Annotated in this window: 23 protein-coding genes and 1 pseudogene; 10 read left to right on the forward strand and 14 right to left on the reverse strand. The window is 66.6% G+C overall.

The window, feature by feature from the left end:
• The first annotated feature begins 391 nt into the window (after positions 1-391).
• On the forward strand, positions 392-862 hold the full coding sequence (locus BSZ39_RS13475) for a DUF8175 domain-containg protein (RefSeq protein WP_143180411.1): 471 nt from the start codon (positions 392-394) through the stop codon (positions 860-862).
• A gap of 23 nt (positions 863-885) precedes the next feature.
• Here BSZ39_RS13475 and BSZ39_RS06280 read toward each other — a convergent pair whose 3' ends face one another.
• From BSZ39_RS06280 to BSZ39_RS06300, 5 genes are all read right to left on the reverse strand, one after another.
• The gene (locus tag BSZ39_RS06280; RefSeq protein WP_073716520.1) at positions 886-1,302 is read right to left on the reverse strand and encodes a hypothetical protein; all 417 of its coding nucleotides are present in this window, start codon (positions 1,300-1,302) and stop codon (positions 886-888) included.
• Positions 1,303-1,428: 126 nt separating this feature from the next.
• On the reverse strand, positions 1,429-2,787 hold the full coding sequence (locus BSZ39_RS06285; protein WP_073716521.1) for a mycothione reductase: 1,359 nt from the start codon (positions 2,785-2,787) through the stop codon (positions 1,429-1,431).
• Positions 2,788-2,799: 12 nt separating this feature from the next.
• On the reverse strand, positions 2,800-3,771 hold the full coding sequence (gene galE / locus BSZ39_RS06290) for a UDP-glucose 4-epimerase GalE (protein ID WP_073716522.1): 972 nt from the start codon (positions 3,769-3,771) through the stop codon (positions 2,800-2,802).
• 59 nt (positions 3,772-3,830) lie between these two features.
• The gene (gene purE, locus BSZ39_RS06295) at positions 3,831-4,325 is read right to left on the reverse strand and encodes a 5-(carboxyamino)imidazole ribonucleotide mutase (protein ID WP_073716523.1); all 495 of its coding nucleotides are present in this window, start codon (positions 4,323-4,325) and stop codon (positions 3,831-3,833) included.
• Between the two features lie 10 nt (positions 4,326-4,335).
• Positions 4,336-5,478 (reverse strand): 5-(carboxyamino)imidazole ribonucleotide synthase, encoded by a 1,143-nt coding sequence (locus BSZ39_RS06300; RefSeq protein ID WP_073716524.1) that lies wholly within the window; start codon positions 5,476-5,478, stop codon positions 4,336-4,338.
• Positions 5,479-5,509: 31 nt separating this feature from the next.
• Between BSZ39_RS06300 and BSZ39_RS06305 the strand changes: the two genes are divergently transcribed.
• On the forward strand, positions 5,510-6,025 hold the full coding sequence (locus BSZ39_RS06305) for a GtrA family protein (RefSeq protein ID WP_073716525.1): 516 nt from the start codon (positions 5,510-5,512) through the stop codon (positions 6,023-6,025).
• On the opposite strand, the gene BSZ39_RS06310 is transcribed toward BSZ39_RS06305, so the two are convergent.
• The 4 genes from BSZ39_RS06310 to BSZ39_RS06325 form a co-directional block, all read right to left on the reverse strand.
• A complete protein-coding gene (locus BSZ39_RS06310) occupies positions 5,958-7,277 on the reverse strand; it encodes a sensor histidine kinase (protein WP_073716526.1) in 1,320 nt (439 codons plus the stop codon). The two genes, BSZ39_RS06305 and BSZ39_RS06310, sit on opposite strands and share 68 nt — an antisense overlap.
• A 3-nt stretch (positions 7,278-7,280) precedes the next feature.
• Positions 7,281-7,961, reverse strand: a complete 681-nt coding sequence (locus BSZ39_RS06315; protein ID WP_073716527.1) for a response regulator transcription factor — start codon at positions 7,959-7,961, stop codon at positions 7,281-7,283.
• A 65-nt stretch (positions 7,962-8,026) separates the two neighbouring features.
• Positions 8,027-9,067: an adenylate/guanylate cyclase domain-containing protein gene (locus BSZ39_RS06320; RefSeq protein WP_073716528.1), complete on the reverse strand. Its 1,041-nt coding sequence runs from the start codon at positions 9,065-9,067 to the stop codon at positions 8,027-8,029.
• A complete protein-coding gene (locus BSZ39_RS06325) occupies positions 9,051-9,854 on the reverse strand; it encodes a biotin--[acetyl-CoA-carboxylase] ligase (RefSeq protein ID WP_073716529.1) in 804 nt (267 codons plus the stop codon). The genes BSZ39_RS06320 and BSZ39_RS06325 overlap by 17 nt, the downstream gene beginning before the upstream one ends.
• A gap of 101 nt (positions 9,855-9,955) precedes the next feature.
• Here BSZ39_RS06325 and BSZ39_RS06330 point away from each other — a divergent pair, with 101 nt between their 5' ends.
• Together BSZ39_RS06330 and BSZ39_RS06335 are read left to right on the forward strand one after the other, a co-directional pair.
• Positions 9,956-11,542, forward strand: a complete 1,587-nt coding sequence (locus BSZ39_RS06330) for an acyl-CoA carboxylase subunit beta (RefSeq protein ID WP_073716530.1) — start codon at positions 9,956-9,958, stop codon at positions 11,540-11,542.
• The gene (locus BSZ39_RS06335) at positions 11,539-11,883 is read left to right on the forward strand and encodes an acyl-CoA carboxylase epsilon subunit (protein ID WP_073716531.1); all 345 of its coding nucleotides are present in this window, start codon (positions 11,539-11,541) and stop codon (positions 11,881-11,883) included. Before BSZ39_RS06330 ends, BSZ39_RS06335 begins: the two co-directional genes overlap by 4 nt.
• Positions 11,884-11,892: 9 nt before the next feature.
• Here the strand turns inward: BSZ39_RS06335 and BSZ39_RS06340 are convergent, their stop codons facing one another.
• A complete protein-coding gene (locus BSZ39_RS06340; protein ID WP_222842882.1) occupies positions 11,893-12,426 on the reverse strand; it encodes a DUF302 domain-containing protein in 534 nt (177 codons plus the stop codon).
• Between the two features lie 77 nt (positions 12,427-12,503).
• Here BSZ39_RS06340 and BSZ39_RS06345 point away from each other — a divergent pair, with 77 nt between their 5' ends.
• From BSZ39_RS06345 to BSZ39_RS06370, 6 genes are all read left to right on the forward strand, one after another.
• A complete protein-coding gene (locus BSZ39_RS06345) occupies positions 12,504-14,219 on the forward strand; it encodes a DUF885 domain-containing protein (protein WP_083602995.1) in 1,716 nt (571 codons plus the stop codon).
• Entirely contained in the window at positions 14,216-14,857 is a 642-nt protein-coding gene (locus BSZ39_RS06350) for a Maf family protein (RefSeq protein ID WP_073716533.1), read from the forward strand. Before BSZ39_RS06345 ends, BSZ39_RS06350 begins: the two co-directional genes overlap by 4 nt.
• 106 nt (positions 14,858-14,963) lie before the next feature.
• Positions 14,964-16,751 (forward strand): acetyl/propionyl/methylcrotonyl-CoA carboxylase subunit alpha, encoded by a 1,788-nt coding sequence (locus BSZ39_RS06355; protein WP_073716534.1) that lies wholly within the window; start codon positions 14,964-14,966, stop codon positions 16,749-16,751.
• Positions 16,751-17,299, forward strand: a complete 549-nt coding sequence (locus tag BSZ39_RS06360; RefSeq protein WP_073716535.1) for an NUDIX domain-containing protein — start codon at positions 16,751-16,753, stop codon at positions 17,297-17,299. The genes BSZ39_RS06355 and BSZ39_RS06360 overlap by 1 nt, the downstream gene beginning before the upstream one ends.
• Positions 17,300-17,328: 29 nt before the next feature.
• A complete protein-coding gene (locus BSZ39_RS06365; protein ID WP_073716536.1) occupies positions 17,329-18,219 on the forward strand; it encodes an NUDIX domain-containing protein in 891 nt (296 codons plus the stop codon).
• A 34-nt stretch (positions 18,220-18,253) separates the two neighbouring features.
• Complete coding sequence (locus BSZ39_RS06370) at positions 18,254-18,586, forward strand: 2,3,4,5-tetrahydropyridine-2,6-dicarboxylate N-succinyltransferase (RefSeq protein ID WP_073716537.1); 333 nt, start codon at positions 18,254-18,256, stop codon at positions 18,584-18,586.
• Here BSZ39_RS06370 and BSZ39_RS06375 read toward each other — a convergent pair.
• From BSZ39_RS06375 to fdxA, 4 genes and pseudogenes are all read right to left on the reverse strand, one after another.
• Positions 18,514-19,254: a copper homeostasis protein CutC gene (locus BSZ39_RS06375; RefSeq protein WP_073716538.1), complete on the reverse strand. Its 741-nt coding sequence runs from the start codon at positions 19,252-19,254 to the stop codon at positions 18,514-18,516. The two genes, BSZ39_RS06370 and BSZ39_RS06375, sit on opposite strands and share 73 nt — an antisense overlap.
• 66 nt (positions 19,255-19,320) lie before the next feature.
• A complete protein-coding gene (locus BSZ39_RS06380; protein ID WP_073716539.1) occupies positions 19,321-20,619 on the reverse strand; it encodes a citrate synthase in 1,299 nt (432 codons plus the stop codon).
• Between the two features lie 113 nt (positions 20,620-20,732).
• Positions 20,733-21,577 (reverse strand): annotated as a pseudogene (locus BSZ39_RS06385) (aminotransferase class I/II-fold pyridoxal phosphate-dependent enzyme); the annotation flags it as partial.
• Positions 21,578-21,610: 33 nt separating this feature from the next.
• Positions 21,611-21,934 carry a ferredoxin gene (fdxA, locus tag BSZ39_RS06390; RefSeq protein WP_073716540.1) on the reverse strand — a complete coding sequence of 108 codons (324 nt, stop codon included), beginning with the start codon at positions 21,932-21,934 and terminating at the stop codon, positions 21,611-21,613.
• Positions 21,935-21,956 lie beyond the last annotated feature (22 nt).

Consider the following 21,956-nt stretch of genomic DNA (forward strand, 5'->3'; position numbering starts at 1 on the left):
ACGACCATGACCGATACCGACACGCCCGCACTAGCAAGCTAAAACCCCAAACGAGAGGAAAACGCCGTTACACCACTACAAGGGACTTGACCCGCTCGATAGATTTTTGCCTGCACATTATCTTTCACGCGTACACCTCGCACCACAGTACGTAACGACTCCTCAACGGCACCCCGTCCGGCCTACCCCTCACTGATGACTAAAGGAGGACCTTGATGTCCGGCAGCGAACCGAACCCATTTACGCGCCCGAAATTCATCGTCACGGCATTGGCAGCGGCCACGGCACTAATTCTCGCGACGACGCTGGTCGTCACCCTTCGCCTGCGGGAGCCGGGAACTCAACAGAGTGCGGCTCCTACCGAATCGGAAGCGAGTCCCGCGATGACGACATGGCGGCCGTTGCCGGCACAGAAACTGACACAGCAGAGAGTGTGGCCGAAGGCGACAGCGTATGCGGGTTGAGCGGCGTCACTGCCGAAGGAACGCTCAAGGAGGCTCCCGAGACTTCTTCACAATCCCAGGGTGCACTAGGCAACAAACACACCGCGCGGAGCTTTATTGAATACTTTGTAGCTAAGGGACCTCACCGAGACGAGGTCTTGAAACTGCCCAGTGGAACCGGACCAGACTATCGAGTAGAAGTCGCCGGCTTCTGGATGCTGAAATACTCTGGCGATTCGGCATTCGTTGACGTTCTATACCGCGGAACCGCTAAGGGAAAAACGCATTACATCTCGATGGTGTACAACCTAATCTGGCAAGACGGCGGTTGGAAGCTCAACGTCACGAATCCCAAGCAACCAATCGACGGCGCCGAAATCGCTGATACGAGCGGCTACATCCCGTGGCAGAGCAACTAAATCTCCCCACGCTCGCTGAGACGCTACTTCGCTTCGCTTGGCTGGGTGACGTCGTCGGTCGACATCAGCACGGCGTGCTCATATGTCGTGTCCCCGCATTTGACCGGCTTGTCCTGGGGTGCAAGCCAGGAGGTATCGAACGTGTCCCCCTCTTTCAGGGCGTGCCCGCCCACGGTGAAGGTCGGTGACGGTTCCACCGCGCCCGTGCTCTTCGGGGGCAAGATGAGAAGGGATTCTTTCCCTTTATGGTCGATGACCGGGCACACCCACGTGCCGTGAACATCGACTCGCTTCACCTTGACGTGCACCAGCACCGCCGGGATGCTGTCGCCGGGGTATTTCTTGGTCGGGACCTTGATGCTGTCGTCTTCGCCCTGGCACCCCACAGCGAACAGCGGCCCGAGCGCCAAGGCGAGTAGTTTCGCGAGATTCCTGCCCATGCTCTCTCTCCTTCATCGGACCTGACGTTGCCGTCACCACCAGGCTACGCCGAAGGATCGGCCAGGAGGTACCGAAAACGTTGCTCGTTACCGAACCGCGACCGGATTTTCAGGCAACTCTACGATTTAGAGCTCGAGGCCGAGCAGGCAGTTTTCGATGACCTCGCTGAGCGAGGGGTGGATCCACAGCTGGTCTTCGGCCATCTGCTTCGCCGTCGTGCCGAGCGCCATCGCTTGGATGAGGCTCTGGATGAGGATCGCCGACTGGTGGCCCATGAGGTGGGCGCCAAGGATGAGGCCGGTTTTCTTATCGGCGATGATCTTGCTAAAGCCGACGTGGTCCTCCATCGCCCAGCCGTAGGCGACGTCGCCGAAGTTCTGGGTGGCGACGGCGATGTCGTAGCCGGCATCGCGCGCCTCCTGCTCGCTCATGCCGACGCTCGCGATCTGCGGGTGCGTGAAGATCGCCGCGGGGAGCGCGTCGTGCCGGAAGGAACGCAGCTTTTCGGGGTGCGTGACGTTATGGAAGACGACGCGGGCTTCGTGGTTGGCGACGTGCTTGAGCTGATACGGGCTGGAGACATCGCCGAGGGCCCACACGCCCGCGGCGCTCGTGCGCCCGTGCTGATCGACCTTGATCCGGCCGTCGCCGTGGGTGTCGATGCCCGCGGCCGCGAGGTTGAGCCGGTCGCCGTTCGGGATACGGCCGGTCGCGACGAGTAGTGCGTCGCCGGTGGCGGTGCTGCCGTCGGCAAACGTCAGCGTGATGGTATCGCCGTCCTTGGTGAGGCCCGTCGTCTCCTGGCCGAGGCGGACATCCCAGCGCTCGCGCGCGGCGCGCGTGAAGCGCACGGCGACGTCGCGATCCTGATGCTTGATGAGCACATCGCTGCGCCCGGTGACCATGACCTTCGAGCCGAGTGCCGAAAAGACGTGCGCGAACTCGGTCGCGATATAGCCCGAGCCGAGGATGAGCAGCCGCTTAGGCAGGCGCTCGATCCGCATGATGTCCTCGTTCGTGTAGTACGGGACGCCGGAGTCGGTCACGAGGTCGGGAATCTGCGGACGGGATCCGGCCGCGACGATGATCTGGTCGGCGGTGATGTGTTCGCCTGCGACCTCGATCGTCTTGTCGCCGGTAAAGCGCGCCATATCGGAAAAGACGGTGATGTTCGGGCACTCGTCCTTGCGGTAGCGCTCCCCGCCCTCGGCGATGACGTCGATCCGCCGCCCGAAGATGCGATCTTGCAACAGCGGCAGGTCGACGCCGTGGTAGCTGAGGTCGACGCCGAGCTCGTGGGCGGCTTTCGCGTCCTCGATAACGTCGGCGGGATAGACGTACATCTTCGTCGGGATACATCCGACGTTCAGGCACGTGCCGCCGAACCGACCCGCCTCGATCAGGGCGATCGAGGCGTCGTTCAGCTCTTCGGGGATGGCGTTTCCGGAACCGGTTCCAATGATGGCGAGATCGAAATGCTTCACGCCGTCATTATCTCAGTGGCGTGCGCGCCATGCCTTCCAGGCGGAGTCGACCATGTCGGCAAGGTCGTGGCGTGCGGCCCAGCCGAGGTGCTCGCGGATGCGGTCGGCCTTGGCGATGAGCTTCGGCGGATCGCCCGCGCGACGGTCCTTGAACTCGGGGGTCGCATCGAGGCCGGTGACCTCACCGATGACGTCGACGACTTCCTTGACCGAGGAGCCCTGGCCGGTGCCGACGTTGAAGATGTGCTCGGCCGGCGGGGCGTCCGAGCGCAGGGCGTCGAGCGCGGTGATGTGGGCGTCGGCGAGGTCGACGACGTGGATGTAGTCGCGGATGCAGGTGCCGTCGGGCGTCGGGTAGTCGTCGCCGAAGATGAGGGGCTGCTGGCCCTTTTCCAGGCGCGCAAAGACCATGGGGACGAGGTTGAGGATCGCCGGGTCGCCGAGGTCTTCGCTGCCCGCACCGGCGACGTTGAAGTAGCGCAGGCCGGCCCACTTCAGGCCCCAGGCGCGCTCGCAGTCGGCCATCATCCATTCGCCGATGAGCTTGGTTTCGCCGTACGGATTGATGGGGCGGCAGTCGATGTCCTCGGGGACGGTCTCGACATCGGGCATGCCGTAGACGGCGGCCGAGGAGGAGAAGATCATGACGTCGACGTCGGCGCGCTGCATCGCGGCGAGCATGTTGGCCAGGCCGCCGACGTTCTGCTGGTAGTACCAGGCCGGCTTTTCCACCGATTCGCCGACCTGCTTGCGGGCGGCGAAGTGGATGACGGAGTCGACGTCGCGGCTCTGCATGATCTCGACGAGCGTGTCTTCCGAGCCGCCGCTGGCGAGGTCGAGTTCGACATAGTCGAAATCGGCGACGCGGTCCTTGGTCGAGGTGGAAAAGTCATCGACGATGACGACTTTTTCGTCGCGTTTGGTCAGCAGGTCAACGATGTGGGCACCGATATAGCCGGCGCCTCCGGCTACGAGAACAGTCATGGCTTCAGCGTACTCCTTCGTACACGCTTTAGTCGATAATGTGAAAAATTGGTCGTTATTTATCGTTTGCCGAGATTGCGACCTTTTTCGATCGCAACTTCGCGCAGGCCTTCCTGATAGTCGGCCAGCTGGCCGCGGATGGTCTCGTCGCTCGCGCCAAGGATGCGGGCCGCGAGCAGGCCGGCGTTCTTCGCGCCGCCGATCGACACCGTCGCGACGGGCACGCCGCCGGGCATCTGGACGATCGACAGCAGCGAATCCATGCCGTCGAGGTACTTCAGCGGCACCGGCACGCCGATCACGGGCAGGGGCGTGACCGCGGCGACCATGCCCGGCAGGTGGGCCGCTCCCCCGGCGCCCGCGATGATGACGCGCAGGCCGCGGCTGGCTGCCTGCTTGCCGTAGGAAATCATGTCTTCGGGCATGCGGTGCGCCGAGACCACCTGGGCCTCATAGGGGATGGCGAACTCGGTGAGCACATCGGCCGCGTCCTTCATCGTGGGCCAGTCGGAGTCCGACCCCATGATGATGCCGACGACGGGGGTGGAGGTCATAGCGGTGTCCTTAGTCTGTTTCGCCCCGCAGCAGCGCCGCGGCCGCGAGGGTTCGGTGGGAGAGCTGGGTCGGATCGTCGCCGAGCGCCGTGACGTGCCCGAGCTTGCGGCCCGGGCGCACCGACTTGCCGTAGAGGTGGACCTTCACCTCGGGGTAGCGCTCGAAGAGGTCGGGGTAGGCGGCCGTGGGATCGGCGAGCTCGGAACCGAGCAGGTTCACCATGACCGCGCAGGCCGCGCGCGGGGTCGTGTCCCCGAGCGGCAGGTCGAGGACCGCGCGCAGGTGCTGCTCGAACTGGCTCGTCGTCGCGCCTTCGATCGTCCAGTGGCCGGAGTTGTGGGGCCGCATCGCGAGCTCGTTGACGAGCAACTCGTCGTCGGCGACGAACATTTCGACCGCGAGCACACCGGTCACGCCGAGTCCTTCGGCGATCGTTTCCGCGATCTCGCGGGCGCGGGCGGCGAGCTCGTCGCTCACGCCCGGGGCGGGCGCGATCGCACGGGCGCAAATGCCGTCTACCTGGATCGTCTGTGTGAGCTCCCAGTGCTTGATCTCGCCGGCGGGGCGGCGCGCGAGCAGGGCCGCGACCTCCATGGTGAACGGCACCTTGGCCTCGGCGACGAGCGCGCGTCCGTCGGCCAGCCAGTCGGCGATATCTTCGGGCGCCTCGACGACGCGCACGCCCTTGCCGTCGTAGCCGCCGCGGGCGGTCTTGACGATGACGGAGCCGCCCTGCTCGGCGAGGAATGCAGCGATATCGGCCTCGCTTACGATCTCGCGCCAGGCGGGCACGGGGGCACCGAGCTCGCTCAGACGCTGGCGCATCGCGAGCTTATCGCGCGCAAACAGCAGCGCCTCGGGCGGCGGCTGAACGCTCACGCTCTTACCCGCCAGGCGCTGCAGCAGCTCGGTGTCCTGATGCTCGTGTTCGAACGTCAGCGCGATTCGCGTCGCATCGGGCGCCTCGAGCAAGGCCCGCACGGCGGCCTCATCGCCCGGCTCCCCGACCCGCGAGTCAGGCACGACTTGGGCGGTTGCCCCATCCTCGGCTTCGACGAGGGCGCGCAGCTCGATATCGAGCGCGCCGGCGGCTTCTTGCATCATGCGGGCAAGCTGCCCGCCGCCGATCACGGCAACGACATTGGACTTCACGCTTTGTAAGATACCGCGCTAGGCTGCCCTCGTGCCCGATACCGTCCCCTCCCCCTCACGCGGACGCCGCCAGTCTTTTGCCGCGTGGCTTACCGAACTCGCAAAATTCGGTGCGATTGGCGCGATCGCCTACGTCATCGACACTGGCGGATTCAACCTCCTCGTCTACGGGCCCGGGCACATGCTCGCCGAGCACCCCGTGACCGCGAAGATCATCTCCGCATGCGTCGCGACGCTCTTTGCATGGGTCGGTAACCGGTATTGGACGTTCGCGGGCGCGCGCCGCTCCACACCGTTGCGTGAGCTCGTGATGTTCCTACTCGTGAACGCTGGCGGCATCATCATCGCGGCCGCCTCCCTGTGGATCTCGCGCTACGTGCTCGGCTACACCTCACAGCTCGCGGATAACATCGCCGGCAATATCATCGGCGTCGGCCTCGGCACGATCTTCCGGTACCTGTGTTACCGCTACGTCGTCTTTACCGGCGGCGGCGGCGCCGGCCAACCGAGACGAACGAGCCCTGCGGCAGTACCGCATTCGGATTGAGGGATGCCGGCACGCCGTTGAGGAACAGCGTGAAAACCGGGGGCCGGCGCTGCGAGAGTTCGAGCCGCCCACCATCGGAGGATGCGAGATCCTTCGCGAGCGCGAGCCCCAGACCGGTGCCGCCCTTGCCGGAGACGTGCTTGGAGAAGATGTCGTTCGCGAGTTCATCGGGCACGCCCGAGCCCTCGTCGGCGACATCGATGAAGACGCCCTTGCCGGAGGCCGGCCGCGAGGAGACCGTCGTCGTGCCATCGCCGTATTTCAGTGAGTTTTCGATCAGCGTCGCGAGCACCTGAGCAACGGAGCCCGGGGTCGCGAGCGCGAGCCGGTCGGTCCCCTCGGAAAAGACGAGCTCGCGGCCCGCGTTATCGAAGGCGCGCTGCCACTCATCGCGCTGCTGGTCGAAGACGTCCGTGATGGAAACGGCCTCCGTCGTGCCGCCGGAGGAGGACCGGGAGGTCTTGAGGAGTTCGTCGACGACGCCGGTGAGGCGCTCGACCTGCTCGAGGCAGACGCGCGCCTCTTCCTTGACCCCCTCGTCGGTCGCGAGCAACTCGATCTCCTCCAGCCGCATCGACAGCGCGGTGAGCGGGGTACGCAGCTGGTGGGAGGCGTCGGCGGCGAATTGGCGTTCGGCGGCGAGTCGGCCCGCCATGCGTTCGGCGGTGCGGACGAGCTCGGCCTGGATGAGGTCGATCTCCTCGATCCCCGACGGCTTGATGCGCGGGCGCGCCTGGCCGCTGCCGAGTTGCTCGGCGGAGGCGGCGAGATAGATGAGGGGCGCGGCGATCTTGCGCGCCTGTCTTCGGGCGACGAGGACCGCGATGAGGAATGCGAGCGACGTGCCGACGAGGATGAAGCCCTCGACGTAGACGGTTTTCAGCAAGAAGCGTTTCGTCGAGACCTCCATGAGGAGGTTGTAGCCCGAGGGCGAGGACTGTGTTGCGCGCAGGACCTTGCCGGAAATGGGTTCGCCGGCCGTGAGCTTCGTGCCGTCGGAGAGCTGGAGTTCGATATAGGCCGGGTTTTGGGTATCGCGTCCCACCCACGGGCGCAGCAGGGAGTCGGTGATGTCCTCGCGGTGCGCGATCCGTCGCTCGACGGTGCGCATGAGCGAGGCAGCCCGGAGTTCTACCGCGTCCTGTTCGGAGCGGTAGACGACAAACGGACCGAGGACGGCCAGCGGTAGCCCGATGACGGTGACGGCCACCAGCACGGCCAGCACGGTCATCGTGACCGCGCGACGCTGCATGTCTTAGCTAGCGGTCTCGAAGCGGAAGCCCATCCCGCGCACCGTGGAGATGTACGTCGGGTCGTTGGCGTCATCACCGAGTTTGCGGCGCAGCCAAGAGACATGCATGTCGAGCGTCTTCGTCGAGCCCGTCGGGTCCGTGCCCCACACCTCGCGCATGAGCGCATCGCGTTCGACGACGACACCCGCGTCGCGCACGAGCACGCGCAGCAGCTCGAATTCCTTGGCGGTCAGCTGCAGTTCGCGCTTTCCCTGGAACGCGCGGTGGGCGCCGACATCGACGCGCACGTCCTGCGCGGTCAGCTCGTCTTCGTCGGTGAGATCACCGTGGGAGCGACGCAGCAGGGCCCGCACGCGGGCCAGCAGTTCCGCGAGCCGGAAGGGCTTGGTGACGTAGTCATCCGCGCCGGCATCGAGGCCGACGACGAGGTCGACTTCGTCGGCGCGGGCCGTGAGCACGAGGATCGGCGTGGCCAGTCCCTGGTTGCGAATCCACCGCGCGACGTCCAGGCCGTCCATGTCGGGCAGGCCGAGGTCCAGGACGACGAGGTCCGTGTCGGCGATATCGTCGATGGCGCCCTGGCCGGTGCCGTGGTGTCGCACGTCATAGCCTTCGCGGGCGAAGGCGCGGGCGAGCGGCTCGGCGATGGCCGGATCATCTTCAACAAGTAAAACGTTAGTCACGTCACCATGGTAACGCCAAAGTTCAAGAAAAGGTCAAATCTTCCACTGCGAGACACGGCACGTTCTTAATCGTCGGCCTCAAATTCCGGTTTCTTGCGCAGCTCGATCGGCCTGATCTCGCCTAATCCTTGGACTTCGACGACGGGCCGCGGCGACAGGTCGTACTGGTGGCCCGTCGGGCTCGCTTGCAAAATCGCGGCCGTCGACTCGTCCATGAGGACCGTTCCCGGGTGGGCGATATCGGCCAGGCGGGAGGCGACGTTCACGACGGGCCCGAAGATGTCGCCCGAGTGCGAGACGACCCGGCCCTGCACGAGCGAGGCCCGCACCGGCAGCAGGCGCGGATCGGCCTTGAGCGCCTCGATGAGGCCGAGCACGATCTCGGCGCCGGTCTCGAGGTCATCGGCGATATAGAGGACCGCGTCACCAATGGTTTTCACGACGCGTCCACCAAGGGAGGTGATGACGTCGCGGGCCGTGAACTCAAAGCCCTGGACGAGCTCCGTCAGCTGGGTGACGTCGAGTTCACGCGAGCGGCGCGTATAGGCGACCATGTCGACGAATCCGAGGGAGCGCAGCAGCGGCAGCTCGGTCGCGTCATCGTCGGCGCCGCGGCGGGAGACCTCGACGTCGATCCGGCGGGCGAGGGCCGCGAGCTGGCGGCGCCAGGCGTAGGCGAGTTGGTCGGTGAGCAGCTCGTAGTCATCGGAGATCGAATCGAGGACGACGAGGCGCGCGGACGTGTCGTCGAGGTTCTTGCGGCGCGCGACGTCGTCGATGAGGGCCTCGACCTGCCACAGCACGAGGCGGTCGGTGATGTGGGATTCGGCGCGCAGCAGCGAGACCGCGGTGCGCTCATCGACGCGCGAGGAGCGCAACAGCTTTTTCCAGCCCATGATCGCTTCGGCATCAAAGGGCGTGAAGACGACCTCGTCGTCGGCGACGTTCGCAAACCCCATGGCACGCCAGAACGTTCGCACGAATGGCACCCCGACGCCCGCGAGCTCGGCGACCTCACGAATCGTCAACTGCGGGGGTCCACCGATCAGTCGGTTGACGTGAAAACCGACGGTATCGGGGGCGGAGGGTTCAACGGGGTCGGTCACACTCTTCAGTGTAGCCGTCGTCACATGCCGCGCGCACGTGCCTGATTTCTCCGGAGATCCACCGCTCGATGCCGCCCGGCGTCTCGATCAGCGCGGCGCCCGAATCATCGACGCCGCGGAACGTGCCGCCGAGCGTGTGCGCGCCCGCGCGTGCCGTGATCACCGTATCTCGCCACGCGCTCGAGCGCGCCAGCTCCTCCGCGAGATAGCTGAGGTTTCCGCCGTGCTCACGCCAGTGTGCGTCCGCCACGCACACCTCGGCGACGATGCGCTCCGCGAGCGCCTCGCGGTCCCCGTCCCATTCGGGCGCCGCCTGCCGCAGCGAGGTCGCCCAGGCGACGGGGAGCCGGTCGGCTGGATAGTCCAGGTTCACGCCAATGCCGGCGATGATAAGCCCGGATGCGTGCCGTTCACACAGGATGCCGCCGAGCTTGCGCCAGCGCCCCCAGCCCTCGACGGCCTCGGGGTACGGGACGACGATGTCATTGGGCCAGGCAAGGGCCGCGCCTGCGGCGCCCGCCTCCGCGATGACGGTGCGGACGGCGAGGCCGACGGGGTGCACGAGGCTCGCGACATTCGAAAGGTCCACGCCGCTCGCATCGATCGCGACCGAGAGCGCGAGGCCCATCCCGGGGGCGGTGACCCATTCGGCGCCCGCGCGGCCCCGGCCGGCGCGCTGATCGAAGGTCGCGAGCGCGTCGCCGCCCGCGGCCTCGCCCGCGCTGCAGCGCGCGAGCAGGTCGGTGCTCGTCGAGCCCGTCGTCTCGACCCAGCGGATGGTGCTCACGTGTTCTCCTTGCCCTTTTGTTGGCAGTCTACAATTGTCGAATCGGCGACTCGGTTGCTCTCACGGTAGGTTTCGGCGCGGGCCTCTCGTAGGCTTCGAGGGTGACTGATACGCCAAATTCCGCTACCACGGCCGAAAAGCTCGCCGAATTGCGCCGCCGCCGCGAGCTCAGCGCTGAACTCGCGCAGGTCGCCGAGACCAAGCAGGCAGCGCGTGGCAAGAGCAGCGCCCGCTCGCGCATCGAGGCCCTGCTCGATGAGGGGTCTTTCGTCGAGCTCGACGCGATGGCGACCCACCGCTGCCACCAGTTCGGACTCGACAAAAAAGTCATCCCAGGCGATGGCGTCGTCACCGGTTACGGCACGATCGATGGCCGCAACGTGTGCGTGTGGAGCCAGGACTTTTCCGCCTTTGGCGGCTCGCTCGGCGAGGTCCACGGCCAAAAGATCACCAAGGTCATGGACCTCGCGGTGCGCACCGGCGTGCCCTGCATCGGCATCTCCGATGGTGGCGGCGCGCGCATCCAGGAGGGCGTCGCCTCCCTCACCCAGTTCGCCGAGATCTTCCGCCGCAACGTCGCCGCCTCCGGCGTCGTCCCGCAGATCTCACTCATCATGGGGCCCTCGGCCGGCGGCGCGGTCTACTCCCCCGCGCTCACCGACTTCATCGTCATGGTCGACAAGACCTCGCACATGTTCATTACCGGTCCGGACGTCATCCGCGCCGTAACCGGCGAAGACGTCGGCTTCGATGAGCTCGGCGGCGCGGACGCGCACACCGCGCGCTCGGGCGTCGCCCACTTCAAGGCCGAAGACGAGGCCGATGCCTTCGACGTCGTGCGCGACCTGCTCACCTACCTGCCGTCTAATAACCTGTGCGACCCGCCGACCTGGCCGGCCGAGGTCGATGAGGAGATCACCGAGGACGACGAGGCCCTCAATACGATCGTTCCGGATTCCGATTCCGCGCCCTACGACATGCGCGAGGTTATCGCGACCGTCGTCGACGACGGTGACATGTTGCTCGTGCAAGAAGATTTCGCGCCCAATATTGTCTGCGCCTATGTCCACATCGAGGGCAAGCCCGTCGGGGTCGTCGCGAACCAGCCGAGCCAGATGGCCGGCACCCTCGATATCGATGCCGCCGAGAAGGCCGCGCGCTTCGTGCGCACGTGCGATGCCTTCAACATCCCCGTCCTCACCTTCGTCGACGTGCCCGGCTTCCTGCCCGGCACCGACCAGGAGTGGAACGGCATCATCCGCCGCGGCGCGAAACTCATTTACGCCTATGCGGAGGCGACCGTCCCGCTCGTCACCGTCATCACCCGCAAGGCCTACGGCGGCGCCTACATCGTCATGGGCTCCAAACTGCTCGGCGCCGACGTGAACCTCGCCTGGCCGACCGCGCAGATCGCCGTCATGGGCGCCGCGGGCGCCGTCAACATCGTCCAGCGCGGGGCCCTGAAGAAGGTCGCCGAGGACGGCGGCGATGTCGAGGCCGAGCGAGCCCGCCTCGTCGGCGAATACGAAGACGCCCTCATCAACCCGTGGGAGGCCGCTGCGCGCGGCTTCATCGACTCGGTCATCGAACCGGCCGAGACGCGCCTCGAGATCATCAAGGCCCTGCGGGCGCTGCGCAATAAGCGCGTCGCCCGGCCGGACCGCAAACACGGGAACATCCCGCTGTGACGCCCGAACGCCGCGCCAAGGCCGGGACCTGGCAGCCGGGCGCCGACCCGGTCGACGACACGCGCCTGCCCGACGTCGCCTTCGGCGAGCCCGACCCGGGCGAGGACGACGAGCAGCCGAGCGTACGCGTCGTCGCGGGCAGCCCCGACAGCGACGAACTGGCCGCGCTCATCGCGGGCCTCACCGGCGTCTTCGCTGCTAACGGCCACCACGAGAGCCCGCCGGAGCCCGCGGCGCTCGGCGCGGCCGACTGCGAATGGAACCGCCGCGCCCGCCCCGGCGCGCGAACCTTCGCCGCCTTCAGCGGCGGCGATGACTGCTGGCGCTGGCGGGACCGGTAACTAAGGTCATTAGACGCCGATAAGTTTCGGCAGCAGGCCTGCGATCGTCTCGCGAGCCTTCGCACTGGGCTCGCCGAGGCCGAAGCGCTCGGCGAAGTGCGCAATCGACTCATACGAGGCGTGCGTCGCGCCGTTCTCGTCTTCCCAGAACAGCACGCGCAGCGGCAGCACGAGCCCCATGAGCTGGTTGTCGAGCATGAGCGGCGTTCCGCCCTTGGCGTTGCCGACGATCACGAGGGTCGTCGGACGCAGCTCCATGCCGGCTTCCTTCGCACCGGCGGCGTGATCGACCGTGGCAAAAACGTTCAGCCCCTTGTCCTTCGCGGCAGCCTCGAAGGCGGCGACGGCGTCGGGGACCTTCGCTGTCAGATCGATCGTTTCAATTCCGGTGGGGGCGGCAGCGGGCGGCGAAGTCATTGTGGATCCTTTACTCGGCGTCGTCGTGGCGGGCTCATCGGTCTTGGCGCAGGCGGCAAGAAATGCCATGCCGGAGACTCCGGCGAGCGCGAGCGCCACCCTGCGGGGCACGGGTCGTGAGGTCATATCCGAACTGTACTAAGCGAGCTCGCCCGGGACGAATGGCCGTGACACTATCGCGCGCTTGGCCATAAGCTGTGACCGTGACCACGAATGATGCTTCTCGTCCGCCCAGCCGGATCGACGAAATCGCCGACCAGTTCGTTCGCGATGCCGTCGCCTTAAACCCGACCGAAGCCACCCAGCTCGGTATTCCCGGCTATGACCACCTCATGGCGGATTATTCGCCCGCGGGCCACGACGCTCGCGCCGGTGTTATTCGCGACGCGCTCGCCGCGCTCGAGGGCGTCGAGCCCGCCGATGACGTCGATCGGGTGACGAAGGCGGCGATGATGGAGCGGCTCGGTATCGAACGTGAGCTCGCCGATTCCGGTGAGCGGCTCGCCGAACTCAACGTCATCGACTCCCCCGCGCAGCACATGCGCGACATTTTCGCGCTCATGCCGACCGATACCGAGGAGGCGTGGGAGGCGATCGGTGAGCGCATGAGCGCGATCCAAGACGCCGTCGACTCCTATGAAGAGTCCCTCGCGCTCGCCGCCGAGCGAGGCAATATCGCGGCCCTGCGCCAGATCGAAGCGGTCATCAAGCAGGCCGACGATCTCGCCGACTTTGACACGTCGATATTCACCGACCTCGCCAAGGGCGCGAAGATCACCGAAGCGGACGGCGAAGAGCGAGAGCTGAAGCGCTCGACCCGCCGCGCGCTCGAAAACGGCGCGATGGACGCCCGCCAGGCCTACGCCGATCTCGCACAGTACCTCTCAGAGATGCTCGCGATGGCCGCGCCCGAAGACGACGCCGTCGGCGCGGAGCGCTATGAGCGCTTCTCCCGCTACTTCCTCGGCGCCAAGGTCGACCTCGATGAGACCTATGAATGGGGCCGCGAAGAACTCGCGCGCATCATCGCCGAACAGGAGGCCGTCGCGGCCGAGCTGTACGGCCCGGGCACCTCGATCGCCGAGGCCATGGACCGCCTCGATACCGAACAGCAGCGCCTCCTGCACGGCACCGACGCCCTGAAGGCGTGGATGCAAAAGACCTCCGACCAGGCCGTCGCCGAGCTCGGAACCGAGCACTTCGACATCCCCGAGCCCGTGCGCACGCTCGAATGCTGCATCGCGCCGACCCAGACCGGCGGCATCTACTACACCGGCCCCTCCGACGATTTCTCCCGCCCGGGCCGCATGTGGTGGTCCGTGCCCGCCGGCGTCTCCGAATTCACGACGTGGCGTGAAAAGACGACGGTTTACCACGAGGGCGTTCCCGGCCACCACCTGCAGGTCGCGCAGACGGTCTACCGCAAGGAGTTGCTGAACCTCTGGCGCCGCCAATACTGCTGGATCTCCGGCCACGGCGAGGGCTGGGCGCTGTACGCCGAGCGCCTCATGGCAGACCTCGGCTACCTCGCCGACCCCGGCGACCGCATGGGCATGCTCGACGGGCAGCGCCTGCGCGCGGCCCGCGTCGTCCTCGACATCGGCGTCCACCTGTCTAAGCCGTGCCCCGATGAATGGGGCGGCGGCACGTGGGACACGAAGAAGGCCTGGCCCTTCCTCGTCGCGAACGCCAACATGGACAAGAAGATCCTCGCCTTCGAGCTCGACCGTTACCTCGGCTGGCCTGGCCAGGCCCCGAGCTACAAGATCGGCGAACGGCTGTGGCTGCAGGCCCGCGACGATGCCCGCGCCGCCGCGGCCGCCCGCGGCGAGGACTTCGACCTCAAGGCCTTCCACCGGCGCGCGCTCGACCTCGGCTCGGTGGGCCTCGACCTACTACGCGACGAAATCACCCGATGAGACTCGTTCTCGCCTCCACCTCACCGTCGCGCCGAGCCGTCCTTGCCGCCGCGCATATCCGCCACGAGGTCATTGCCCCGCAGGTCGACGAGGACGCGGCGCTTGTTGCAGCCGAAGCCGGCGGCGAACTCGACCTGCCCGGCAAGGTCTCGGTGCTGGCACGCGCGAAGGCGCTCGACGTCGCCGAACGCCTCGTGGCCGACGGCGGTGAGCTACCCGATTACGTCCTCGGCTGCGATTCGCTGTTCGAACTCGACGGCGTCGCGCTCGGCAAACCCCACACCCCAGAGGTTGCCCGCGAGCGCCTGCGCCACATGGCGGGGCGAGCCGGGCTGCTGCATACCGGACACTGCCTGGTCGTCTTGCGGGACGGTGCCGTCGCGAACATCTTGGAGGCGCCTCGGGTATCGACCGTCGTCGTCGCCGACCTCACCGATGCCGAGATCGACGCATACGTCAGCACAGGCGAGCCGCTACACGTTGCGGGCTCCTTCACGCTCGAGGGCTATGGCGGCCCGTTTATCGAACGTATTGAGGGCGATCACCATAACGTCCTCGGCCTATCCCTGCCCGCGCTGCGCTCCCTCATCGCGCGTACGGCCCGCTCCATTACTGAACTGTGGCAATCTACAAACTAGCCGCCTTGCGCGCTCGCGTTTTCGAGAACTTGCCGCGGCAGGCCGTTCGGAGTCCGTAGGTTTGCCCTCGGGGCGATAGCGTAAGCAAGTTAGCTTAGGAGGCCCCATGACAGTGACGGCCCGTCCCATTCGACGAGTCCTCATCGCCAATCGCGGCGAGATCGCGGTCCGGATCATTCGCACCTGCCGTGAACTTGGCATCCGCACGATCGCTGTCTATTCCGATGGTGATCGTGCCGCGATGCATGTCCTCATGGCCGACGAGGCCTATGCCCTCGGCGGCGTGACCGCCCCCGAGACCTACCTCGATCCCGAACTCATCATTAGCGTGGCGAAAAAGAGCGGCGCCGACGCCGTCCACCCGGGCTACGGGTTCCTGTCCGAGCGCGCAGACTTCGCCCAGTCGGTCCTCGACGCGGGCCTCATCTGGATCGGTCCCCCGCCGTCCGCGATCGAATCCCTCGGTGACAAGGTCTCCGCCCGCCACATCGCCGAAAGCGTCGGAGCCCCGCTCGTACCCGGCACGCCCGACCCGGTCGAAAACGCCGACGATGTCATCGCCTTCGCCAAGGAGCACGGCCTGCCCGTCGCGATCAAGGCCGCCTATGGCGGCGGCGGCCGCGGCCTGAAGGTCGCCCGAACCCTCGAGGAGATCCCGGAACTGTTCGACTCCGCGGTGCGCGAAGCGACCGCGGCCTTCGGTCGTGGCGAATGCTTCGTCGAGCGCTTCCTCGACAAGCCTCGCCACGTCGAGACCCAGTGCCTCGCCGACCAGTACGGCACCGTCGCCGTGCTCTCGACGCGCGACTGCTCGCTGCAACGTCGCCACCAAAAACTTGTCGAAGAGGCCCCAGCCCCCTTCCTTTCCGCCGAACAAAACGAGCGCCTGGAAGCCGCCTCCAAGGCGATCCTCAAGGCCGCCGGCTACGTCGGGGCGGGCACGTGCGAATTCCTCGTCGGCAACGACGGCACGCTGAGCTTCCTCGAAGTCAACACGCGCCTGCAGGTCGAACACCCCGTGACCGAAGAGATCACCGGGCTCGACCTCGTCGCCGAACAACTCCGCATCGCCGCCGGTCAGGACCTCGGCTACGACCGCGTCGAGACCCGCGGCCACGCGATCGAGCTGCGCATCAACGGCGAAGACCCCACCTGCGGGTTCATGCCCGCCCCCGGCACGATCACCGAACTGTTGTGGCCCGGCGGCCCGGGCGTTCGCATCGATGCGGGCGTGAAGGCCGGCTCGGTCGTCTCCGGCAATTTTGATTCGATGATCGCGAAGATCATCGTCCACGGCGCCGACCGCGAGGCCGCGCTTGCCAAGGCCCGGCGCGCCGTCGCCGAGGCCGTCGTCGAAGGCATCCCGACGGTCCTACCGTTCCACAACGCCGTCCTACACGCCCCCGACTACACCGCCGAACACGGCGAGTTCAAGGTCTACACGACGTGGATCGAAACCGAGTTCGCCGAGACGCTCGCCGGCCTGCCCGGCGTCATCGCCGAGGCCCCCAGCGAGGATGAGACCGAAACCGAACGCGTCGTCGTCGAGGTCGGCGGCAAACGCCTCGAGGTCGTCCTGCCCGCGGGCCTGGGGATCTCCCGCACCGCGTCGGGCCTGCAGCGCGGCAAGCGCGGCTCCCGGCGCCGCCGCGCCGCCGCCCCGGCCGCGGCCTCCGGCAACTCGGTCTCGGCGCCCATGCAGGCCTCGGTCGTCCGACTCGCCGTCGCGAACGGCGATCGGGTCGAGGCCGGGGACCTTATCGTGGTCGTGGAGGCCATGAAGATGGAGCAGCCCCTCTCCGCCCCTAAGGCCGGGATTGTCTCCGGCTTGACGGTCTCCCCCGGGGACCAGGTCTCCGGCGGCCAAGTGCTCGCGACCATCGATGAGGACTAATGCCCCACATCTTCACTCAGCCCGGCGGCCACGACCAGACGGTCTCGGCGTTCATTTTTCGCACCGACTGCGCTGAGCCGAGAATCCTCGTTCACCGACACCGCAAACTGCGTGGCCTGCTGCAGGTCGGGGGCCATATCGAACCGACCGAAAACCCCTGGCAGGCGCTCGTGCGCGAGGTCAAGGAAGAATCCGGCTACCGCATCCGCCACCTGAAGGTCTTCCAACCGGCCCCGCCGCCGACCTTCGACTATCCCGGCTTCACCGCCCATCCGCTGCCTGCGCTCGTCAACACGCACCAGGTCGGCGGCGACCATTTTCACTCCGACCTCGCCTACGCGCTGCTCGCCGAATCCGAGCCCGCCGGTCGTCCTGCCGAGGGCGAATCGACCGACCTGCGCTGGGTGAGCCTTGCCGAGTGGGAGGTGGATCCTTACCGCATCGACAATGCGGTCGCGACCGCGCGCTACCTCGCCGAACACATTCTTGGCACGTGGCAGCCCTATCCGGCCGACGACTTCACGCGCGCGACCTCGAGGGCGACCTAAGGCCGCCCCGACTATGCCATGCTGGGGATATGGCTGATATTCCCGGCGATACTCACTCTCATGATGCCGACCGCTGGGTGCACTGCCGCTGCGGCGAACGCCACTGGGGTGCCAATGGCGCCGCCGGCCTCCTGCTCTGGCGGCCCATGGCCGGCAGCGACGACGTTGAAGTCCTCGTCCAGCACCGCGCGGCGTTTTCTCACCACGGCGGCACCTGGGGCCTGCCCGGCGGGGCGCTCTCCTCGACCGAATCTCCGATCACCGGCGCGCTGAGGGAAGCCGCCGAAGAAGCCCTAATCTCCCCGCACGGCTGCCGCATCTGGGCGACGCACGAATTCACCCACCCCGACTGGACGTACACGACCGTCATCGCCGAAGACATCGCCGGGCAATCGGGCGGCATCGGCGATGGCGAATCCCTCGACGTGCGGTGGGTTCCCGCGACGACGCTCCCCCACCTCGCGCTTCTGCCCGCATTCGAAGCCGCGTGGCCGAGCCTGCGCCGCTACCTCCGCCCGATCGTCACCGTGCTCGATATCGCGAACATCCTCGGCTCTCGGCCCGACGGCTGGTGGAAGGACCGAGCCGGCGCGACGGAAAAACTCCTGCGCGCCATCGGCGATCTCGACGGGCTGCCCGCGGACGTGTTTACGCCCGAGCTCGCGCGCCTCTACCCACGCTTCATCGCGGTCCTCGAAGGTCAAGCGAAGGCCGTCAGCGACGCTGCCGCCCCGGAACACGTCCACCTGACGCGCTCTCCGGGCGCGGGCGATGACCACATCGTTGGGGCGGCCCGCGAGCATTGCGAGGACGGCAGCCTCGTCACCGCGATCACGAGCGACCGGGAGCTCACTGACCGCCTCATCCCCTGGGTCCTCGCGGTCGCGGCCTCGGGAACCATCACGGCTCAGCTGGACTAACGTCCCACGGGCGAAAGTGTGACCGCGGCTACACTTGCCCGGCGAGGTCAACCTCGAGGGCATCCTCGACCTGCTGCCCACCGTCGTGTGGTCCGACGCAGGCCCGTGCCGCGCCACCGACTTCGAGACCGTGCGCGCCCAACTGCGCGTACGCAACCGCGGCGTCGGCTTCTCCCTCGAAGACGGCTGCCAGGTCGAAGCGGCGCTCTATCTCGCCGCGTCGACCTCGATCAGGCTCAACGACGGGGCGATCGCGACAGGTGCGGACCTGGCCGGCCAGCCGCGCCTGCGGTTCTACCGCGATTCGCTCTCCGGCGAGGTGCACGCAACCGCCTGCGCGACCACATCCGCGTCGGTCACGTCGTAGCTGGAGGACCCGCCTCCCGGTCCGGTCGGCCCGGAGACTTTTTCGGCACGCGCCGACAGGTGGAATGCGCGAAGGCCGCGCTCCAGCAGGTCCGGGATATCGGCCGGTTTGAGTCCGCCGCCGGCCTGGATCTCGATCGCGCCCGAGTTCCGTGCGAGCTCGCCTAAGACCTCGCGGCCCTCGCGGCACGTGGGCGCGCCGCCGGAGGTGAGGATCCGGGTGATACCGCCGAGCTCGTTCAGCTCGGCGAGCAGCGCCTGGGGGCTCATGCCCTGATCGAGCAGGACGTCGACGCAGCGGTGGACCGTGATCTCGGCGTCGACGTGCTGGGCCCGGGCGACATCGCGCCAGTGCGCGATTGCCTCGGTGTCCAGTCCGCCCTCGCGCAGCGCTCCGATAACGACGCCGCTTGCGCCGGCCTGGATCGCGAGTTCGATGTCGCGGGCGCACAGCTCGATCTCGTCAGGGCTGTGTTCGAAGTCCCCGGGCCGTGGGCGTACGAGGACTGCCACGTCGATCCCGACGGCCACCGCCGCTTCGGTCAGCGCGAGCGAGGGCGTGAGGCCCCCGGTGGTGAGCGCGCTACACAGTTCGATTCGGTTCGCGCCGCGCTCTTTGGCGATGGCGGCTCCGGCGGCGTCTTGGACGGCGATTTCGATGGTGGCCATGGTTCAAGTCTGGCATAGCGAAGGCCGAGCCAGCCGGTGGCTGGCTCGGCCTTCGCTTGGGAGATCTTAGCGCTCGGAGCGCGGGATCCAGTGACGCTCGGTCGCGCCGGTGTAGACCTGGCGCGGGCGGCCGATCTTCGTGGCGGGATCTTCGATCATCTCGCGGTACTGCGCGATCCAGCCGGGCAGGCGGCCGAGCGCGAACAGCGGGGTGAACATCTCTTCGGGGAAGCCCATCGCCTTGTAGATAAGACCCGTGTAGAAGTCGACGTTCGGGTAGAGGTTGCGCTCGATGAAGTAGTCATCCTGCAGCGCGATCTCTTCGAGCTCCATGGCGATGTCGAGTTGCTCGTTGGACTTGCCGAGCTTTTCGAGCACGTCGTGGGCGGACTGCTTCGCGATCGAGGCACGCGGGTCGTAGGACTTGTAGACGCGGTGGCCAAAGCCCATGAGGCGGACGCCGTCTTCCTTGTTCTTCACCTTGGTGACGAAATCCTGGACCGACATGTCGGATTCCTGGATCTCGGTCAGCATGCGCAGCACGGCCTCGTTGGCGCCGCCGTGCAGCGGGCCGGACAGGGCGCCGACGCCCGCAGCAACCGAAGCGTAGATATTGGCCTCGGAGGAGCCGACCATGCGCACGGTCGAGGTGGAGCAGTTCTGCTCGTGGTCGGCGTGGAGGATGAGCAGCTTGTTGAGCGCGTCGGTGAGGATCGGGTCGACATCATGGTTGGCGTACGGCATGCCGAACGTCATGCGGATGAAGTCCTCGATGTACTGCAGCGAGCTGTCGGGGTACATCAGCGGCAGGCCCTGAGCGCGGCGCGAGATGTAGGAGATCATCGTCGGGACCTTGGCCATGAGGAGCACGGTCGCGAGCTCGATCTGGTACTTGTCCTTCGGGTCCAGCGTGTGCTGGTAGTAGGTGGCGAGGCCCGAAATACCGGCCTGCAGGATCGCCATCGGGTGGCCGTTGGACGGGAAGGCAGTGAAGAAGGCCTTGAAGTCTTCGTGCAGCAGGCGGTGGCGCTTAATGCGACGCACGACCGCGGCATAGGTCTCCATGTCGGGCAGGTCGCCATAAATCAGCAAGTAGGCAACCTCGAGGAAGCGCGAGTTATTCGCGAGTTCTTCGATCGGGTAGCCGCGGTAGCGCAAAATGCCCTCGCCGCCATCGATGTAGGTGATCTTCGATTCACACGATGCGGTGTTGACGAATCCGGTGTCGAGGGTGACAAGGCCCGTGTCCTTCAGCAGCGTGTTGATCGCGACACCGTCGTTGCCTTCGGTCGCTTTTACACGGGGGAATTCCAGGGTCTTGTCGTCCACGGAAAAGGTTGCCGGCGTCAGCTCGGACTCAGTCATTCAGTTCCCTCCTCGGAACAGGTCAGCGCACAGGGGGACGCGCGATTGCACCCTTCTAGCCTAGGCCAGAAGTCCTAATCTGTATTGCCGAGGTTCCAGTATCTGGCGGCCAGCTAGGTGGCCTTGGTCTCACTCAGCCGTTCGGCGGCGTTCCGGATTTGTGAATCGGATGCGCTGAGCGCGATCCGTACCCAGCCGAAACCGGCCGCGCCGTAAAACGATCCGGGGGCAACAAGGATGCCGCGGGCCGCGAAGTCGTCGACCAGCTCAAGCGAGGCAGCCTCGCTCGGCGGAACGCCCGGGTGCCGGGCCCACAGGTAGAGGCCTGCATCGCAGTGGGGATCGATCTCGAGTCTGGCGCGTATCAGGGCCGCGGCGAGGACCTCGCGGCGATCCTGGTAGGCCGAGCGCTGGCGCGCGACGTGCTCGTCATCGGCGAGCACCGCGACCATCGCGTGCTGGACGGGGGTGGGCAGGAGGAAGCCGGCATGCATACGGATCTCGCGCAGGCGCGCGATGAGGCCGGTATCGCCCGCGATGAAGGCTGCGCGGTAGCCCGCGAGGTTGGACTGCTTCGATAACGAGTACAGGGCGAGCAGGCCGCTCGCGTCCGCGCCGCAGACGTCGTCGGACAGGACCGAGGGGACGCCGTCGGTGAGATAGGGCTCGGCCATCGGCAGTTCGGCATAGCATTCGTCGCTTGCAATGATGATGCCGCGCTCCCGGGCCGCAGCCACGGTCGCGGCGAGTTCCTCACGGCCGAGGTCGTGACCGTGTGGGTTGCCGGGAGAATTGAGCCAGACGAGGGCGGATAGCTGGGCGCGTCAGCTGCCTCGCGCAGCGCATCGCGCGCGAGGGCTGGCGTGGGGTCGATCGGCGTACCGATCGACAGGTCAATGAGGCCACCGGGATGCTGACTCGCCGCAGTCTTAGCGCCCGTGAGCGTATCCCACGGGAACTACGGTAGTGCCTCCCCGTAGAGAGTCACGCTCTAGTCCTGGGACTGGGGCGGCAACTCTTCGACGATGGGGTGGTCCTTCGGGATCACGCCGAGCTTCGCGGCGCCGCCAGGCGAGCCGATGTCGTCGAAGAACTGGACGTTGGCGTCGTAGTACTGGCTCCACTGATCCGGCACGTCGTCTTCATAGAAGATCGCCTCCACCGGGCATACGGGTTCACAGGCACCGCAATCGACGCACTCGTCGGGATGGATATAAAGCATCCGTTCGCCCTCGTAAATGCAGTCGACCGGACACTCATCGACACACGCCCGGTCTTTAATGTCCACACAGGGCTGGGCAATGATGTAGGTCACTGGTCCTCCTTAGAAGGCGGTT

Source organism: Bowdeniella nasicola, from assembly GCF_001907295.1.
Lineage (GTDB): Bacteria > Actinomycetota > Actinomycetes > Actinomycetales > Actinomycetaceae > Bowdeniella > Bowdeniella nasicola.

What these genes read in the sequence shown, in the direction of transcription:
- BSZ39_RS13475 (WP_143180411.1), top strand. Translation starts at nt 392, where the DNA reads ATGGCGGCCGTTGCCGGCACAGAAACTGACACAGCAGAGAGTGTGGCC.
- BSZ39_RS06280 (WP_073716520.1), bottom strand. Translation starts at nt 1,302, where the DNA reads ATGGGCAGGAATCTCGCGAAACTACTCGCCTTGGCGCTCGGGCCGCTG.
- galE (WP_073716522.1), bottom strand. Translation starts at nt 3,771, where the DNA reads ATGACTGTTCTCGTAGCCGGAGGCGCCGGCTATATCGGTGCCCACATC.
- purE (WP_073716523.1), bottom strand. Translation starts at nt 4,325, where the DNA reads ATGACCTCCACCCCCGTCGTCGGCATCATCATGGGGTCGGACTCCGAC.
- BSZ39_RS06310 (WP_073716526.1), bottom strand. Translation starts at nt 7,277, where the DNA reads ATGCAGCGTCGCGCGGTCACGATGACCGTGCTGGCCGTGCTGGTGGCC.
- BSZ39_RS06340 (WP_222842882.1), bottom strand. Translation starts at nt 12,426, where the DNA reads ATGACCTCACGACCCGTGCCCCGCAGGGTGGCGCTCGCGCTCGCCGGA.
- BSZ39_RS06350 (WP_073716533.1), top strand. Translation starts at nt 14,216, where the DNA reads ATGAGACTCGTTCTCGCCTCCACCTCACCGTCGCGCCGAGCCGTCCTT.
- BSZ39_RS06355 (WP_073716534.1), top strand. Translation starts at nt 14,964, where the DNA reads ATGACAGTGACGGCCCGTCCCATTCGACGAGTCCTCATCGCCAATCGC.
- BSZ39_RS06360 (WP_073716535.1), top strand. Translation starts at nt 16,751, where the DNA reads ATGCCCCACATCTTCACTCAGCCCGGCGGCCACGACCAGACGGTCTCG.
- BSZ39_RS06365 (WP_073716536.1), top strand. Translation starts at nt 17,329, where the DNA reads ATGGCTGATATTCCCGGCGATACTCACTCTCATGATGCCGACCGCTGG.
- BSZ39_RS06375 (WP_073716538.1), bottom strand. Translation starts at nt 19,254, where the DNA reads ATGGCCACCATCGAAATCGCCGTCCAAGACGCCGCCGGAGCCGCCATC.
- BSZ39_RS06380 (WP_073716539.1), bottom strand. Translation starts at nt 20,619, where the DNA reads ATGACTGAGTCCGAGCTGACGCCGGCAACCTTTTCCGTGGACGACAAG.